Origin of the sequence: Burkholderia sp. KBS0801 (assembly GCF_005937855.2) — a bacterium.
In the GTDB taxonomy this organism is placed as follows: domain Bacteria; phylum Pseudomonadota; class Gammaproteobacteria; order Burkholderiales; family Burkholderiaceae; genus Burkholderia; species Burkholderia ambifaria.
Window position 1 is genome coordinate 717954 of sequence record NZ_CP042178.1, and the last position, 16232, is coordinate 734185.

General features: G+C 67.9%; 14 protein-coding genes. 6 read left to right on the forward strand and 8 right to left on the reverse strand.

Annotated elements, in window-relative coordinates:
• Positions 1–37 precede the first annotated feature (37 nt).
• The gene (locus tag FFI87_RS20070) at positions 38–973 is read right to left on the reverse strand and encodes a LysR family transcriptional regulator (protein ID WP_138849380.1); all 936 of its coding nucleotides are present in this window, start codon (positions 971–973) and stop codon (positions 38–40) included.
• 177 nt (positions 974–1150) lie between these two features.
• Here FFI87_RS20070 and FFI87_RS20075 point away from each other — a divergent pair, with 177 nt between their 5' ends.
• Positions 1151–2689, forward strand: coding sequence for an MFS transporter (locus FFI87_RS20075; RefSeq protein WP_138849379.1), 1539 nt, complete (start codon positions 1151–1153; stop codon positions 2687–2689).
• Between the two features lie 78 nt (positions 2690–2767).
• Here FFI87_RS20075 and FFI87_RS20080 read toward each other — a convergent pair whose 3' ends face one another.
• From FFI87_RS20080 to FFI87_RS20090, 3 genes are all read right to left on the reverse strand, one after another.
• On the reverse strand, positions 2768–3349 hold the full coding sequence (locus FFI87_RS20080; protein WP_138849378.1) for an HD domain-containing protein: 582 nt from the start codon (positions 3347–3349) through the stop codon (positions 2768–2770).
• 108 nt (positions 3350–3457) lie between these two features.
• Positions 3458–4015, reverse strand: a complete 558-nt coding sequence (locus tag FFI87_RS20085) for a helix-turn-helix domain-containing protein (protein WP_012366623.1) — start codon at positions 4013–4015, stop codon at positions 3458–3460.
• A 71-nt stretch (positions 4016–4086) separates the two neighbouring features.
• Positions 4087–4734, reverse strand: coding sequence for a hypothetical protein (locus FFI87_RS20090; protein WP_138849377.1), 648 nt, complete (start codon positions 4732–4734; stop codon positions 4087–4089).
• Between the two features lie 362 nt (positions 4735–5096).
• Between FFI87_RS20090 and FFI87_RS20095 the strand changes: the two genes are divergently transcribed.
• Positions 5097–6500: an HdeD family acid-resistance protein gene (locus FFI87_RS20095; protein WP_138849376.1), complete on the forward strand. Its 1404-nt coding sequence runs from the start codon at positions 5097–5099 to the stop codon at positions 6498–6500.
• A 171-nt stretch (positions 6501–6671) separates the two neighbouring features.
• Positions 6672–7403 carry a ribonuclease T2 gene (locus tag FFI87_RS20100; RefSeq protein ID WP_138849375.1) on the forward strand — a complete coding sequence of 244 codons (732 nt, stop codon included), beginning with the start codon at positions 6672–6674 and terminating at the stop codon, positions 7401–7403.
• Positions 7404–7490: 87 nt separating this feature from the next.
• Here the strand turns inward: FFI87_RS20100 and FFI87_RS20105 are convergent, their stop codons facing one another.
• The 3 genes from FFI87_RS20105 to FFI87_RS20115 all read right to left on the reverse strand — a co-directional run bounded on the left by FFI87_RS20105 (position 7491) and on the right by FFI87_RS20115 (position 10260).
• A complete protein-coding gene (locus tag FFI87_RS20105) occupies positions 7491–8126 on the reverse strand; it encodes an isochorismatase family cysteine hydrolase (protein WP_138849374.1) in 636 nt (211 codons plus the stop codon).
• Between the two features lie 130 nt (positions 8127–8256).
• Positions 8257–9177, reverse strand: coding sequence for a LysR family transcriptional regulator (locus FFI87_RS20110; RefSeq protein ID WP_138849373.1), 921 nt, complete (start codon positions 9175–9177; stop codon positions 8257–8259).
• Between the two features lie 168 nt (positions 9178–9345).
• Entirely contained in the window at positions 9346–10260 is a 915-nt protein-coding gene (locus tag FFI87_RS20115) for a glutaminase (RefSeq protein ID WP_138849372.1), read from the reverse strand.
• Between the two features lie 222 nt (positions 10261–10482).
• Between FFI87_RS20115 and FFI87_RS20120 the strand changes: the two genes are divergently transcribed.
• A complete protein-coding gene (locus tag FFI87_RS20120) occupies positions 10483–11193 on the forward strand; it encodes a response regulator (protein ID WP_006752985.1) in 711 nt (236 codons plus the stop codon).
• 64 nt (positions 11194–11257) lie between these two features.
• On the forward strand, positions 11258–12388 hold the full coding sequence (locus FFI87_RS20125) for an ATP-binding protein (protein ID WP_138849371.1): 1131 nt from the start codon (positions 11258–11260) through the stop codon (positions 12386–12388).
• 78 nt (positions 12389–12466) lie between these two features.
• Here the strand turns inward: FFI87_RS20125 and FFI87_RS20130 are convergent, their stop codons facing one another.
• Positions 12467–14857: a patatin-like phospholipase family protein gene (locus FFI87_RS20130; protein ID WP_138849370.1), complete on the reverse strand. Its 2391-nt coding sequence runs from the start codon at positions 14855–14857 to the stop codon at positions 12467–12469.
• Positions 14858–15113: 256 nt separating this feature from the next.
• On the opposite strand from FFI87_RS20130, the gene FFI87_RS20135 reads away from it, so the two are divergent.
• On the forward strand, positions 15114–16148 hold the full coding sequence (locus tag FFI87_RS20135) for a rod shape-determining protein (protein WP_138849369.1): 1035 nt from the start codon (positions 15114–15116) through the stop codon (positions 16146–16148).
• Positions 16149–16232 lie beyond the last annotated feature (84 nt).

Consider the following 16232-nt stretch of genomic DNA (forward strand, 5'->3'; position numbering starts at 1 on the left):
GCGTGATGGTCCGACGCGCCCGTGCGGCGCGTTGGCTTCAACCGGCCTTCTTGTGGTTTGCGGGCTCCGGGCGCTCGATCATCGGCGGCACCGCCTGCACGAGCGCGTCGATCACGCAGCGCGTCTTGCGCGGCAGATAGCGCGTTTTCGGCCAGATCGCGTGGATGTCGCCTTCGCAGACGAAGCAGCGGTCGAGTACGACGACCATCTCGCCGCGCTTCACGTAATGATCGAGCAGCCAGCTCGGCAGCCACGCGATCCCGAACCCGGCCGCACCGGCCGCCGCGATCGCCTGCACGTCGTCGAAGCTGAGCTGGTGCTGCATGTCGACGCGCACGGTCGAGCCGTCCGGCGCGCGCAGGTCCCACGGCTGCGCGACGCCCGAGCGCGAATACGCGATCGTCCGGTGATTCCGCAGGTCGTCGAGCGATTGCGGCATCCCGTAGCGCGCGAGATACGACGGCGACGCACCGAGGCTGCCGTACTGCGTGCCGAGCCGCCGCACCGCGAGGCTCGTGCTGTCCGCCAGCGTGCCGATCCGCACCGCGAGATCGATTCCTTCCTCGACCAGATCGACGAAACGGTCGGTGATCGACACGTCGATTCGCAGGTGCGGATACGTGCGTGCGAGATCGAGCACGATCGGCGTCACGCAGTGATGCCCGAACGCGAGCGGCACGCTCAGCCGCAGCTTGCCGCGCGCTTCGTTGCGGCCGCAATCGAGATCGGCTTCCGCCGCTTCGAGTTCCGACAGCGCGCGCACGCAGCGGTCGTAGTACGCCTGGCCGTCGTCGGTCAGGCTCTGGCTGCGCGTCGTGCGCTGCAGCAGTCGCGCGCCGAGCCGCTGCTCGAGCCGCGCGATCGCCTTGCCGACCGCCGAGCGCGTCATGTCGAGCCGTTCCGCGGCAAGCGCGAAGCTGCCGGATTCCACTACCTGGACAAAGGTGGTGACGCCGTCGAGTCTGTCGGTCATGGCGGGTTACGCGGATTGAGTCCTGTAGTTCCCCAGTCTGGAGAAAAGGACGCGTCAATGGGGACGGGAATTCTCACTATAGTACCGATTCCCGTCCAGCGTGCGTTGCCGGCCGCACGCGGCGAATCCTTCTCACCTGGAGGCGCGCGGCCTGTTGCGGGTCGTCGCGCAATACGCATGACGCTATCCGACACCCGCAGGAATGCGGTCGCGCTCGCGGCCGTCTGTCTCACGTCGTTGATGTTCGGCCTCGAGATCTCGAGCGTGCCGGTGATCCTGCCGACGCTCGAACATGTGCTGCACGGCGACTTCAACGGCATGCAGTGGATCATGAATGCGTACACGATCGCGTGTACGACGGTGCTGATGGCGGCCGGCACGCTCGCCGACCGCTTCGGCCGCAAGCGCGTGTACGTGATCGGCACCGTGCTGTTTGGCGCGACGTCGTTGCTGTGCGGGCTCGCGCCGAACGTGCCGGTGCTGGTCGCGGGCCGGCTGCTGCAGGGCGCGAGTGGCGGCGCGATGCTGATCTGCCAGATCGCGGTGCTGTCGCATCAGTTCCGCGAAGGGCGCGAGCGCGGCCGCGCGTTCGGGATCTGGGGAATCGTGTTCGGGATCGGTCTCGGCTTCGGGCCGATCGTTGGCGGCGCGATCGTCGCGCTGGCGAGCTGGCCGTGGGTGTTTCTCGTCCACGCGCCGCTCGCGGCCGTCGCGCTCGTGCTGATCGGCGGTGCGGTGCGGGAATCGCGCGATCCGCATGCGGGCACGCTCGATGTCGCCGGTATCGTCACGCTGTCGCTCGCTGTGCTCGGGCTCGCGTTCACTATCACGCAGGGCGCGGAGCTGGGGCTCACGAGCGCGGCCGGCCTCGGCGTGCTCGGCGCGACCGTGCTTGCGCTGGCGGGCTTCGTCGTCGCGGAGCGCGTGAGCGCGCGGCCGATGTTCGACTTCTCCGTGTTCCGGATTCGCGCGTTCACCGGCGCGATCTTCGGCTCGATGGGGATGAACTTCAGTTTCTGGCCGTTCATGATCTACCTGCCGATCTGGTTCCAGGTCGCGCTTGGGTACGACAGCGTGACGGCCGGCCTCGCGCTGCTCGCGTACACGCTGCCGACGCTGGTCGCGCCGCCGTTCGGCGAGCGGCTCGCGCTGCGCTACGGGCCCGGTGTCGTCATTCCGGGCGGCCTGTTCACGATCTCGGCTGGTTTCGCGCTGATGCGGATCGGCAGCGGCGTCGACCATGCAAGCTGGCTCACGATGCTGCCCGGCTGCGTGATCGCCGGCATCGGGCTCGGGCTGACCAACACGCCGGTCACGAACACGACGACGGGCGCGGTGCCGGGTTCGCGGGCCGGGATGGCGTCCGGCATCGACATGAGCGCGCGGATGATCTCGCTCGCGCTGAATATCGCGGCGATGGGCTTCGTGCTGGTCGCGGGGATTGTCGCGAGCCTGAAGACGGGGGTGGCGGAGGCGGTCGATGCGGGGGCGTTGCGCGCGCTGGCGCAGCAGATCGCGTCGGGCCGCACCGACGGGCTGCAGGCGATTGCGCCGGCGCTCGCGCAGGCCGACCCCACCGGCACGGCGCTGCACGCGGCGCTCGTGCACGGGTTCGGCTGGGTGATGGTGTACGGCGCGGCCGGCGTGGCCGTGCTCGCGACCGCGAGCGCGGTGGCGTTCGCGCCGGTGGGGCGGAGGGGGGCGGTGTGTGAATGACGCGCGCTGCGCGATGCGCCGTGTAGATCGGAAGCTCGATCGAGAACACGAGCCGCCCGCGCCGCCGATTCCGCGAACTTACGCGCCGTCGCCGCGTGCGTCGATCCGGCGTTGCGTGTCCGCGTCGACGATCGCGCGGATCGCGCCGAACAGCGGCGTCGCGTCGGTGTAGCGCCGGCCGTAGCCGAGATTGAACGCGTAGTCGAAGTCGGGCGGATTGCTGCCCTGGTTGTGCTGCAGGATCGTCTCGAGCTTGTCGAGCGCCTTCGCGGCGCGCGCTTCCCGCGATTCGGCCGCCTCGTATTCATCCCACAGCGCGACGATCTCGTCGCGCAGCGCGCGATCGAGCCCGGCCGTCAGCGTCAGCAGGTCGTCGCGTTCGTGCGTGCTCTTGTCCGGATGCGCGGCCTGCTCGATCGCGGGGATGTCGCCGTGCAGCGCTTCGCCGAGATCGTGGACGACGCACAGTTTCAGCAGCTTCGTCGTGTCGACGTCGGGCAGCGCATCGGCGAACACGAGCGCCATCAGGCAGAGACGCCAGCTGTGCTCGGCGGTGCTTTCGCGGCGGCCCGTCGACGTATGGCCGCTGCGCAGCACGTCTTTCAGGCGTTCGGCTTCGCGCAGGAAATCGAGCCGCGCGTGGATCGTGTCGAGGTTCATCGTCGGCGCAATACTTGAATGGAGCTGTCAAGCGTACGCCGAGCGCACGCGCTGCGTCCACGCATGAAATATGCGTGGCGCGCCGGGGCCCGGCGACTTGCGCACGTGCTACAGCGTTTCGACGAGCCGCGCGGCCGAGCCGTCCGACAGCGTCATGCGCGTCCACCGGCAGGTACTGCCGCGGATCGGCACGACGCGCGACGCATTGGTGCCGGTCGCGAACTCGACGCTCGGCGGCCCAGCGCGATCGTGCCAGCCGAGCGGGTCGAGCGCGGCTTCCATGCGGACAATTTCCGGCGACGCATAGCGCCATAGCGAGGTACCGAGCAACGCCGGCAGCGGCCGCGAGAACTCCGCCGCCCGCGACGGCGAGCAGGCGAGCAGCCGATGCGTGAGGTCGCACACGAGATGCATGCGGGCCGTGCTGCTGGCGATCAGCCGCGCGAGCGCGTGGTCGCCGGCCGAATCGAGACGCGCGGCAAGCAGCCGCTCGGCCGTCGCGCGCTCGTCGGGCGACATCTGCTGGATGCCGGCTTCCCAGCGCGAGATCGTCGATTGCGCGACGCCGAACAGCTCGGCCGCATGGCTCTGCTTCACGCGGCGCAGCGCGCGCCAGCGCTTGAGTTGCGGGCCGAGCGGCGGGGTGTGAAGCGGCGAGGTCGTCATGTCGATGCTCCGGTTTGCGTTCGTGGTGCGAGCGTGTGCATGGCAGGCGAGCGTCACCGTCGCCGTGGCCGTTACATGATCCGCAGGCCGCCGTTCGCCTCGATCGCGATGACCGCGATCGGCAAGAGCACGATGCCGCCCAGCACGAGCACGCCGTCGGCGGCGACCGTGACCGGCGTCGCGAGGATCCGCAAGCCCATGCCGACCACGGACGGCGATTCCCTGACGTACACGTTGTACGGGTGGTTGAACGCTTGTGCCGCCTTTTCCTTGTCCTTGGCCTTGTCGGCGAAACCTTCGGTCGAGTAGCGCTTGCCGCCGATGTCGCCTTCGAGCACGAGCCCGGCCTGCGCAGCGGTGAAGCCGTCGGCGGTCGCGGCCTGTTGATCGTCCGCCGATGCGTTCTTCGGCAACAGAATCCGGTAGTGGCCGGTCACGCCGCTGCCGTTCCCACGAAAGTCGGTGAACTGGGTGTGCAGCGACTTTCGGTAGCCGGACTGCAGCACGGGCCGCAGGGAGGCAGGCAGATCGAAGATGTAATGGTAATCCCGGCCGAGGACGACGAGTTTCTTGCCGTCTTCGGTGATCATGAACGCGGACACTTGTTCGTGGTACGCGCTCTCCTTGTACAGCTTCGGCGTGAAGCAGCCGGACAGCGGGAGGCTGGCCGCAGCCATGCCGGCGGCCAGCAGGCGCCGGCGCGTGATCGAAATGCGCATTTCTTGTTGTTCCGTCTTTGCGGTTTAAGGTGGCTTTCGCCCTCGGAGCGGCGATTCTCGCGTATCCGGCGCGCGTTGTCGAACGGGAAATCTGCTGCGGCAACGCCGCCGATCGTGCCGTGTCTTGCAGCATGCCGTGGCGTCCGAAGCAGCCGGAAACGTTTTCGGCAGGCTTTCAACCGGCTCCGTCATATCTTATTATTCGGCCAGAGCGGCGCGCGCCAGCCGCCATCGGTCATGTCGACGCATGACGCGGCGGCCAGCATTCCCCGCCTTCCGGCTTGCGCCTCGCACGGCGCGCGGTCGGAACGACAGGAGACGCGTGGCCAGCGAGTATCCCGAAAAAATGATGCGAGGGCGCAATGGTACGACTGGTCTTGCTGCTGCTGGGCATCGAATATCTGCGAACGCGCTGGCGCGGGCTGACCGTGCTGGGCTGGCTGTGGGTCGTCGCGGGCGTCGGCATCTTCATCGACGCGCTCGACGGCGCGCTGCATTTTCCGATCGAACTGTTCGCGTGGCTGTTCCTGATCGAGGGGCTCGCGACGCTCGCGGTTGCCGGCAGCGGCGTCGGCGGGCAGCGCATCCTGCGCTACGTGAAGGGCATCGCGGTCGTGGTGGCCGCCGGGCTCGTGTTCGCGGGCCATCATCACGGCCACTTCCTGCTGTCGATGATCTTCGGCACGCTGTTCCTCGTCGACGGGCTGCTGCAGTGCACGTCCGCATGGATGGTGCGTTACCGGCGCTGGAACGTCGCATTCGCATGGGGCGTCGTCGAGATCCTGCTCGCGATCTTCTTCTATCAGCCGTATCCGACCCACTATGTCGGCACCGTGCCGTACTGCCTCGGTCTGCTGCTGATGTTCGGCGGGATGCACATGCTGAGCCTCGCCGCGCGCGTGCGGCGGCTCACGCGCAACCCCGCGTTCGTGACGTCGCCGGCGCCCGCGATCGTGCCCGACATCGACACGGCGCCCGACGTGCCGCGCTTCGCGCAATCCGAATGGGACGGCCCGCCGGCCGATCACGAGCGCGCGCTCACCGTGCACGTGTGGACGCCCACCGGCACGTCGAAGGCCGAAGCGCAGCGCTACCCGGTGATCGACCGCTACATCGCGGCGGTGGACGTCAACGGCGTGATCTCGACCGGCCATGCGGCGCTCGAGTCGCCCGAGGGCATCTACATCAGCCTGTATCCGGCCGTCGAGATCGATCGTTCTCCGGACGAATTCACGCGGCTGCTGCGCGCGACGCGCGAGAACGACGTGCCCGGATTGTTCCAGCCCGACTATGCGACGGAATCGAAGGCGTGGTGTCCGTCGACCGTGCGCGTGCGGATCCGCAACTACGATCCGGCGAAGCTGGACGCCTTCTGGTCGTCGTACCGGCAGACCGTGACGTACAACCTCACGCACCGCAACTGCTCAAGCACCGTGTCGAACGCGCTCGAAGCGGCACTCGACGGCGCGGTGTGGCGGCTCAAGGGCGAGCGGGCAGGGTGGGGCGCGTTCGTCAGGTTGTTGCTCACGCCCGAGCTGTGGGTCGCCGCGCAGATCCGCAAGCGCGCGGTGACGATGGCCTGGACGCCCGGGCTCACGCTCGACTATGCGCGCGCGCTCAGCATGCTCGCCGATCCGCGGCCGTTCGCGTGGTGGAAGGTCGCGCGCTCGGCCGTGACGGCGATCATCGCGTCGCGCCGCGCGTGGCGCGAGCAGGACAGCGCGGCGCTGTCGCCGGGCGGATCGGAAGCCGCGTCGACGAAATGATCGCGTGGCGCCGCACTGAGGCATCGATCGGCGTATCGGCACTGCGCCACGTCACGAATTCCTTGGTCCACGTTCATATTGATGCCATGTTGCGTCGGCAACAATCGCGGGCAGACATTCGACAATCTTGCGGCGCATCCCGCGACCGCAAGCCTTTTCCGAGGAAACGCCATGCTCAAGACGCTTGCCCGCGCCGCGGCCGCACTCGCCGTCGCATCCGCTTCGCTGCATGCCACCGCGCAGACCAGCTACGACTACCTGTTGCTCGCCGCTTCGTGGGAGCCCGGCTTCTGCGCGTCGCACGATACGCCGGAATGTACGAACCTCGCCGGCACGTATGCGGCGACGAGCCTGTCGCTGCATGGCCTGTGGCCGAACCGGTATGACGGCAACCAGCCGTTCTACTGCGGCGTGCCGCAGAGCGACATCGATCTCGACAACGCGCACCAGTGGTGCAGCATGGATGCGTATCCGGTGAGCAGCGCGACCCGCAATACGCTGTCGACCTACATGCCGGGCGTGGCGTCGTGCCTCGACAAGCACGAATGGTTCAAGCACGGCACCTGCTCGAATTCGGCCACGCCGGATGCTTACTGGAACCAGGCGACCGGCATGATCAGCCGGCTCGGCAACACGTCGTTCAACACGTTCCTGCAGGCGAATGCGGGCAAGGTGGTGACGCGCAATCAGTTGCTGTCCGCGTTCGAGGGCGCGTTCGGCAGCAACACGCGCAGCGCGGTGTCGCTGAAGTGCACGAAGGCCAACGGCGTCAGCTATTTCACGGAAGCGTGGATCGCGGTGAAGACGACCGCGACTTCGCAGTTTCCGAGCTCGGCATCGCTCGTGACGGACGGCAATACGCAGGGCACGTGCCCGACGTCGGGCGTGTATATCGCGAAGTAAACGCACGAAGTACTAACGCACGAAGTCACGCAGGATGCGCCGGCCCGGAGCATTCCGGCCGGCGCGCGCGGCGCATGCGTTGCGCGTCTACGCGAGCAAGTGCAACGCATCGTCGAGCGACAGCACCGTTGTGCGCGTGTCGAACGCCGTCGCGAACAGATGCTCGTGCACGACCTGATCCGGGTCGTAGCAGCAGTCCTTCACCGTATACAGCCGGAAATCTGCATCGCTTGCGTGCGCAACCGACGACAGCACGACGCCGGTCGACGCAATCCCGACCAGGATCAGCGTATCGATACCCTGCGCGACGAGCCGCGCCTGCAGGTCCGTGCAGAAGAACACGCTCGCGCGATGCGCGGCGATCAGCGGCTCGCTGTCCAGCCGGCCGAGCTCCGGGCACGGGCCGTCGTCGACGAACAGGCCGAGCTGCTTGATCCCCTGGCCGTTCTTGTTGCGCGCACTGACTTCCGGATAGCCGGGGCTGAAACGGAGATTGGCGAAGCAGACGTGGACGCCGCCGGCCCGCGCCGCGTCGCACAGCTTGCGCGTGTTGGCGAGCAGGGTAGGCGCGACCGACGGAAAAAGCCCGAGGATGTCGGTCTGGTAGTGCATGACGACCAGCGCGGTTTGCGCCGGCACGATCGGTGGAATCGGCGCGTGCGTGTGGGTGTCCGTGCCTGCGTGGTCAGTGGCTGCGCGATCTGAAGCGTGTTCCGGTTGCATGACTGATGCTCTCCCAAAAGTCACTTCGGTGGATTCGGAAAATCGGCCGCTGCGTGGATATCGTCGACCATTCTAGTGGGCCGGCAAGAAACGGGCTCGTCGCATGGCGTCCCGAGTACGGACATTTGCGTCAGGTCGCGCCGCTGCGCGTGCGGAACAGCGTGGATATCAGATCGATCTGATCCAGTCGGTCAATCCACCATTTCAGTGCGCGTCCTGTCTTGTCCTCACGCCAGCCGAGGTAGCAGGTTGTATGGTCCCGCACGCCGATTACGCGCCGCTCGACGAGCTTTCCCTGACGGATCGCTTCCTCGACGACGGGCGCGGGCAGCATGCCGACGGCCATGCCTTCGCAAAGGAGGTCGAGTTTGGCGGCCAGCGTCGGCACGATGATGACCGGTTGTCCGTCATGAATCGCCACCGATCGCGGCTCGAGGGCGCGCGACGTGTCGCTGATGACGACGCCGCGATGGCTTGAAATGGTATCGCTGTCGAGCGGTTGTTCGACCGCGGCGAGCGGGTGATGCGGCGCCACGACGAAAACATGGCGCAACAGGCCGATCGGCCTTGCCGCGAGGTTCGGCGCGTGCGGCGGCTCTCCCGCGGCACCGATCGCGATATCCGCGCGCCCCGTCACGAGCGCATCCCATACGCCGCCGAGCACTTCGGTCGATAGACGCAGCCGCGTGGTCAGCTTCATGTCATAGAAGGCGCGCACGTGCGGCCACAACGACGGGAGCGGGAGGATCTCGTCGAGGCATAGTCTGAGTTCGGCCTCCCAACCCGCGTGGACACCCCGGACTTTGTTTTCCAGCTCCCGCCCCGCCTGGAGCAGGCGACGCCCCTCCTCTACGAGCAGTCGTCCCGCCTCCGTTAGCTGCGCACGCCGCCCGCTGCGATCGAACAGGATGACGCCGAGATCGCTCTCTGCCTTTTGCACGAGGTAGGACAGTGCGGACGGTACGCGATGAATCAGCACGGCTGCTTCCGCGAACGTTCCCGCGCGGTCTATGGCATCGAGCGCCTCCAGAACTTCAAACGACAACTTCAAAACGATTACCTTTTAGAAGGGCCGCTGATCTTCGGCGCAGTGGCGGGGGCGCAAATTGGAAGAGGTCAGGCTCGCGACCATGCTCGGCCGCGTGGGTCAGTGGCCGCGAGGGGGCGCCATTATGCAGCCGCGACGACACTGTTCCGAATCGCGCTTGATCTCGCGACCTCAAAAAATCGACCGTCCCGAATACGTCGTCAACCACTCCAGCGCCAGCGTCCCCGCCAGCGAGTTCCCGTTCGCGTCGAGCCCCGGCGCCCACACGCACACGGCCATTTCGCCCGGCAGCACCGCGACGATCCCGCCGCCGACGCCGCTTTTCGCGGGCAGCCCCACGCGATAGACGAAGTCGCCCGCCGCGTCGTAGGTGCCGCAGGTCAGCATCAGCGCCGACAGCCGCTTCGCCGAACTCGCATCGAGAATCCGCTCGCCGGTGACGGGCGCGACGCCGCCGTTCGCGAGAAACAGCGCGGCTTGCGCGAGCTCGACGCAGTTCATCGTGATCGCGCATTGGCGGCAGTACGCGTCGACCACCGTTTCCGGCGGCATCTGCATGTTGCCGAAGCTCGCCATGAAATGCGCCATCGCGCGATTGCGTTCCGCGTGCTGGAGCTCCGACAGCGCGACGCGCGAATCGTAATCGATATCGTTGTTGCCGATCAGCCGTCGGACGAATTCAACGAGCGCCGTCTCGGCGCGCACGAAGCGGCGGCACAGCACGTCGGTGACGACCAGCGCGCCGGCGTTGATGAACGGGTTGCGCGGCTTGCCGCGCTCGCTCTCGAGCTGGACGAGCGAATTGAACGCGGTGCCGGACGGCTCGCGGCCGACCCGTTCCCACAGCGCGTCGCCGAGCAGCTGGAACGCGAGCGTGCACGCGAACAGCTTCGAGATGCTCTGGATCGAGAAGCGCTCGTGCGCGTCGCCGATCGTGTAAACGTTTCCGTCGAGCGTCACGACGGCCATCCCGAACTTGTCGGCCGGCACCTTCGCGAGCTCGGGAATGTAGTCGGCGACCCGCCCTTGCCCGATCCAGGGGGCGAGTTCGGTATGGATGCGTTGGAGGATCGGCTGGTAGTTCATCACGTGAGGCAGGGCGGGCGCGGGGCCCGGTTTCCAGGGAGCCCGTATGGAACCGTTTCGGCGCCGGTTCGTCAAGCGCCGCAGCCATCGCACCCTTATTTGTCAGATCTCCAAACGGGCAAGCGGCGGGCGCAGTATCATGCGGTACGTTTCGGCCGCTGGCCGGCAGCGGGCGCAAGCCTGTTGCCGCCGCGGTCCCCCCGTATGATCCGACCGTTGCCCATGTCTTTTCGCATCCTGCTCGTCGAAGACGACACCCGCCTGTCCACGCTGATCGCCGGCTACCTGCGCAAGAACGACTACGAAGTCGACACTGTGCTGCATGGTGACGCCGCGGTGCCGGCGATCCTGTCCATGCGCCCGGATCTCGTCATTCTCGACGTGAACCTGCCGGGCAAGGACGGCTTCGAGATCTGCCGCGAAGCGCGCAAGGAGTACGACGGCGTGATCATCATGGTGACGGCGCGCGACGAGCCGTTCGACGAACTGCTCGGCCTCGAATTCGGCGCCGACGACTACGTGCACAAGCCGGTCGAGCCGCGCATCCTGCTCGCGCGGATCAAGGCGCAGTTGCGCCGCGCCCCCGCGCGCGCCGCCGAGGGCCCCGCGGCGCAGCCGGAGCGCTACACGTTCGGCCAGTTCTCGATCGACCGCACCGACCGCTCGGTCGTGCTGCCCGGCGGCGGCTCGCCCGATCTCACGTCGGCCGAGTTCGACCTGCTGTGGGTGCTGGTGTGCCATGCGGGAGAAGTCGTCAGCCGCGACGACCTGATGCTGCAGCTGCGCGGTGTCGAGTTCGACGGCCTCGACCGCACGATCGACGGGCGCATCTCGAAGCTGCGCCGCAAGCTGCACGACGATGCGGGCAACCCGCAGCGGATCAAGACGATCCGCAGCAAGGGTTACCAGTTCAGCAAGCATGCGTGGGAATGACGCCGCTCCGGCGCGACGCCGCCGGCCGCAGTATCCCCACCTCGCACGATAGCCGGAAGCCGCGATGATCCGACGCACGCCTTCGCACCCCGATGCACCGCCGCTCTCGATGCTGCGCTATGTCAAATGGCGCTGGCTGCATTTCCGCCGCGCGTGGACCGACACGCGCGCGGACCGCATTCCGAGCTGGTCGCGCCTGTACGTGCGCACCTACCTGCATCTGCTCGGCCTCGTGCTGCTGACCGCGCTCGTGCCGGCGCTCGCGCTGGGCGTGGTGTTGTCGCCGGAAGTCGTGTGGCACGCGTTCGACGCGCTGCCGGGCGACATCTGGATCGTGCTCGCGTTCATATTCGCCGCGCCCGCGCTCGCCGCGTACCGGTGGATGCGGCCGGTGTGGTCGGATCTGGTGATGGTGCGCGAGCGTGCGATCGACTTCACCGGCGGGCGCTTCAACACGCGCGCGCGGGAATCGCACAGCGTGATCATCGGCCCGCTCGCGCGCACGCTGAATGCGCTCGCGATGCGCATGGAACGGCTGATCGCCGCGCAGCGCGACCTGACGAACGGGATCTCGCACGAGCTGCGCACGCCGCTCGCGCGCGTGCGCTTCGCGCTCGAGATGCTGCGCGAACCGGGCTCCGCCGCCGAATATCACGGTGCGCTGGAGAGCATCGCGCAGGACGTGACCGAGCTCGAGGAGCTGATCGACATGAGCCTCACGTATGCACGGCTCGAATACAGCTCGCTGCAGTCGAACCTCGAACTGACCGCGCCGGTGGCGTGGTTCGAGCACCAGGTCAGCGATGCGCAGCTGCTGTATCCGGAGCGCGCGATCGAGTCGCGCATCGCGATCGCGTCGGACCTGCGCGTGAAGATGGACCGGCGGCTGATGTCGTATGCGATGCGCAACCTGCTGCGCAATGCGAGCAAGTATGCGAACGCGCGGATCGTGGTCGGCATCTCGGTCGAGCACGGCAACATCGCGATCTTCGTCGAGGACGACGGCCCGGGCGTGCCGGAAGACGAACGCGAGCGGATCTTCGACGCGTTCGTGCGCCTCGACCGCCGCACCGGCGGCTACGGGCTTGGCCTCGCGATCACGCGGCAGGTGCTGCACGCGCACAACGGCCGGATCGCGGTGGTCGATCCGGTCGAACTCGGCGGCGCGCGCTTCGAGATCAGCTGGCCGATCTGACGGCCCGGCCGCCGTGGCCGGCCAATGGGGGCGCCGCGCCGCCGCAGGTGCCTCGGCGGCGCCCGCCGCACGCCCCGGTCAATACGTGCGGCCGAGCTGCAGGTAGATGTTGCGTCGCCCGCCCGGCGCGAGCGCGACGCCCATGTACAGCGGACCGAACGCGGTCGACAGGCTCGTGAAGAACGTATAGCTCTGCTTGAGCGCGCCACCGCCGACCTGCACCCCGCTCGACCACACGTTGCCGACTTCCGCGCTGGCGCCCACCGACAGCGCCTTGATCGGCGACGCGTTGAACGTCGCGAGCTGGTTCATGTAAGTCACGTTTCCGTATGCGAGTTCGTTGCCGGTCAACTGGTCGGCCGCATACGCGGCCAGATGCTGGAACCCGCCGAGCGTGAAGTTGAACGCGTTGATCAGGTTGGTCCCGCCGATGCTCTTGCCGCCCTCGATCGTCGCGCTGACACTGTGCCGGCCGAACTGCTGCGCGATCATCGCCTTGCCGTAGATCTCGGTGTAGGGCGTGTTCGACGTATCGGCGAGGTCCGACGCGGACTGGCTGTTGTGCGACCACAGCGAGCGTTCGACGCGGAATTCGCTGTAGTAGCCCCGGCGCGGGAACATCGGGTCGTCGAGCTGATCGATGACGAGCCGCGCGCGCGCGGTCAGCGCCTGCGACGTGAAGCTCGGCCAGATCAGCGTCGAGCTGCCGTCATCCAGCGGGAACGGCAGGTTGTAGTTCGGCGAGCCGTGCCCGGTCGCGTAGCCGATGCCCATCCGGAGGTCGCCGAGCCGGCCGATCGGCAGCCCGAAGTCGATCCCGGTGCGTGCCGTCTGCATCAGATACTGGTTCAGTTTCACCTCGCCGCTGTCGTCGTACAGGTTCACGTAGCGACGCTGATATTCCGCATAGGGCGAAATGTAGAAACCGTACGCGGCCGGCAACGGCTGGCGCAATTCGACGCGCGCCGACACCAGGTCGCTGCCGATCGTCGTATCCGCGCGGAATTCGAGCCCCGATTCGGTGAGCCACGGCCGCCGGTAGCCCACGTGCAGGCGGAAGCCGCCTTCGTCGGTCGAGCTGCTCGACATCCCGACGCCGAACAGCAGGAAGTTCGGCCCCCAGTATTTCTCGCGCGCATCGACCACGAGCACGTTCTCGTCGCCGTGGCTCACGATCTGCTGCGTCACGCTCTCGAAATTGCCGCCGGTCGTCAGCCCGAGCAGGTCCTGGCTGACGGTCGCCGGATCGTAGGTGTCGCCCGGTTTCACGTGCAGCGCGTCGCTGACGACCCGCTTCGGGATGCCGCCGCTCGTCTTGATCTCGATGCGCGTGATGCGGATCGGCGGCGGCAGCGGCTGCGCATGGGCGGACCGGTAGGCCGCGTACTGTTCCGGCGTGAGCGCGAAGCGCCTGAGCCGCGGCAGCGCCGCGGTCGCGGCGGCCGCGCCGGCGGCGATCGCCTGCTTCGCGTTCTGGAAATCGGTGAACGCGAGCGCGCCGAGGTCGGGCGTGAGCAGCACGTCCTGCGCGGCGAGCTGCTGGCGCTGCGACGTCACGTTCTGGCGGATCAGGATGCCGACCATCTGCTGCATCACGTCGGCCGGCGACGCGAGCGCGTCGAGCGGGCGCAGCGGCGAGCCGATGTCGACCGCGATCACGACCTTCGCACCCATGCGCCGCGCGGTGTCGACGGGCAGGTTGCTGACGAGCCCGCCGTCGACGAGCGCGCGGCCGTTGATCTCGGCCGGCGCGAACAGGCCGGGCATCGCCATGCTCGCGCGGATCGCGAGCGGCAGCGAGCCGTGGTCCAGCACCACCATCTGGCCCGTCTGCAGGTCGGTCGCGACCGCGCGATACGGGATCGGCAACTGGTCGAACGGCTGGTTGGTCGGCACGGCGGCCGTCCAGTTCGCGAGCAGCGCCTGCAGCCGGTTGCCCTGGACGAGGCCGACCGGCGCCTTCACGCCTTTCTTGCCGAAGCCGAGCGTCAGGCTGTTGATATACAGGCGCTCGTCCTCGCGGCTGGTTTGCGGCAGGTCCGCGCGGTCGGTCACGTCGAAGGCGATGTCGGCGAGGTTCACCTCGGACAGCCGCTGTTGCATCTCGTCGGCGGCCATGCCGCTCGCATACAGGCCGCCGACCACGGCGCCCATGCTGGTGCCGGCGATGCAGTCGATCGGGATGCGGTTCTCCTCGAGCACCTTCAGCACGCCGAGGTGCGCGTAGCCGCGCGCGCCGCCGCCGGACAGCACGAGGCCGACCGGCGCCCGGCCCGCCGGGCCGCCGTCGGCGTTGCAGGTTGGCGCGGGCGTGGCGTTGGGTGCGGCGGCAGCGGCCACCGGCGCGGTGCGGGTGGCGGTGTCGGCGGCCGGCAAGGGCTGCGCGGCAACGGTGCAGCACCAGAGCGCAACGAGCGTTGCGCCGATCCGGCGCACCCCGAGCCAGCGGAGAGTAGCGGTCGCTGTCATGGTGGAATACCTGGCGTGATCGGGCGTGAAACGCCTGCCGGGAGCAGGCAAGACCGAGAGATTACCGTGTTTCACAAGCGCAACGCGAGCGGCCGATGCGTAGGCGCAGGCCTGCCGAAACGCGTTTTCGGCAATTTAGTCGCGAAAAAATCATCGGAAGTGTCTAAAGTATCGGAACGATTTGCCGCTAAGTCCGGGATGGGGCGGTAAAGGCGCGCCGCGCGGATGCGGCTGGTTTGTTCAATAAAGGCTTGATATGTCGACACCGCTGTTCGGAAAGTTGTTTGCGCAACCCGTTGCAATCGACCCTGGAACGGCGAGTACGCGGATTTATACGCATGAGCGCGGCGTGGTGCTGAACCAGCCGTCGGTCGTCTGCTTTCGCAAGGGCGGGGCGTCCGATGCGCGGCCGACGCTCGAAGCGGTCGGCGAGCTCGCGAAGGCGCTGCTCGGCCGCGAGCCAGGGCATCTGGAGGCCGTGCGGCCGATGCGGCACGGCGTGATCGCCGATGCGCACGCCGCCGTGCAGATGATCCGCCGCTTCATCGACATGTCGCGCACGCGTTCGCGCTTCAGCCGCCGTGTCGAGGTCACGCTGTGCGTGCCGTCGGATGCGACGGCGGTCGAGCGCCGCGCGATCCGCGAGGCCGCGTTCGCGGCCGGTGTGTCGGAGGTCGAACTGATCGAGGAAGCGCTCGCGGCCGGCCTCGGCGCGGGCCTCCCGGTGACCGAACCAGTCGGCTCGATGGTCATCGACATCGGCGCCGGGACGACCGAAGTCGCGGTGATCGCGCTCGGCGGCATCGTCTACCGCGAGGCGATCCGCGTCGGCGGCAACCAGTTCGACGCGGCGATCATCAACTACGTGCGCAACGTGTACGGCGTGCTGCTCGGCGAGCAGACGGCCGAGCGCGTGAAGAACACGATCGGCTCGGCCACGAGCGCCGTGCCGCGCGCGTCGACCCGCGCGATCGGGCGCGGCATCGAGGACGGCCTGCCGCGCTCGATCGAGCTGTCCAACCACGATGTGGCGGACGCGCTGGCCGCACCGCTCAAGCAGGTGATCGGCGCGGTGAAGTCGGTGCTGGAAAACGCGCCGGCCGAACTCGTGACCGACATCGCGCATCGCGGCGTGGTGCTGACCGGCGGCGGCGCGCTGCTCGCGGATCTCGAGCGCCTGCTGCGCGACGAGACGGGCCTCGTCGCCCGGATCGCCGACGATCCGGCCACCTGCGCGGTGCGTGGCGCGGGCGAGGCGATGGGGCGGCTTGCGATGTGTCCGGTGGATTGACGCCGGCCGGGCACGCTCGTTGACGTTTCCTGAAAGTCTTTCGAACCCCGAAGCGCCAGCATGCCGCACGTCGTCCGGTTTCTC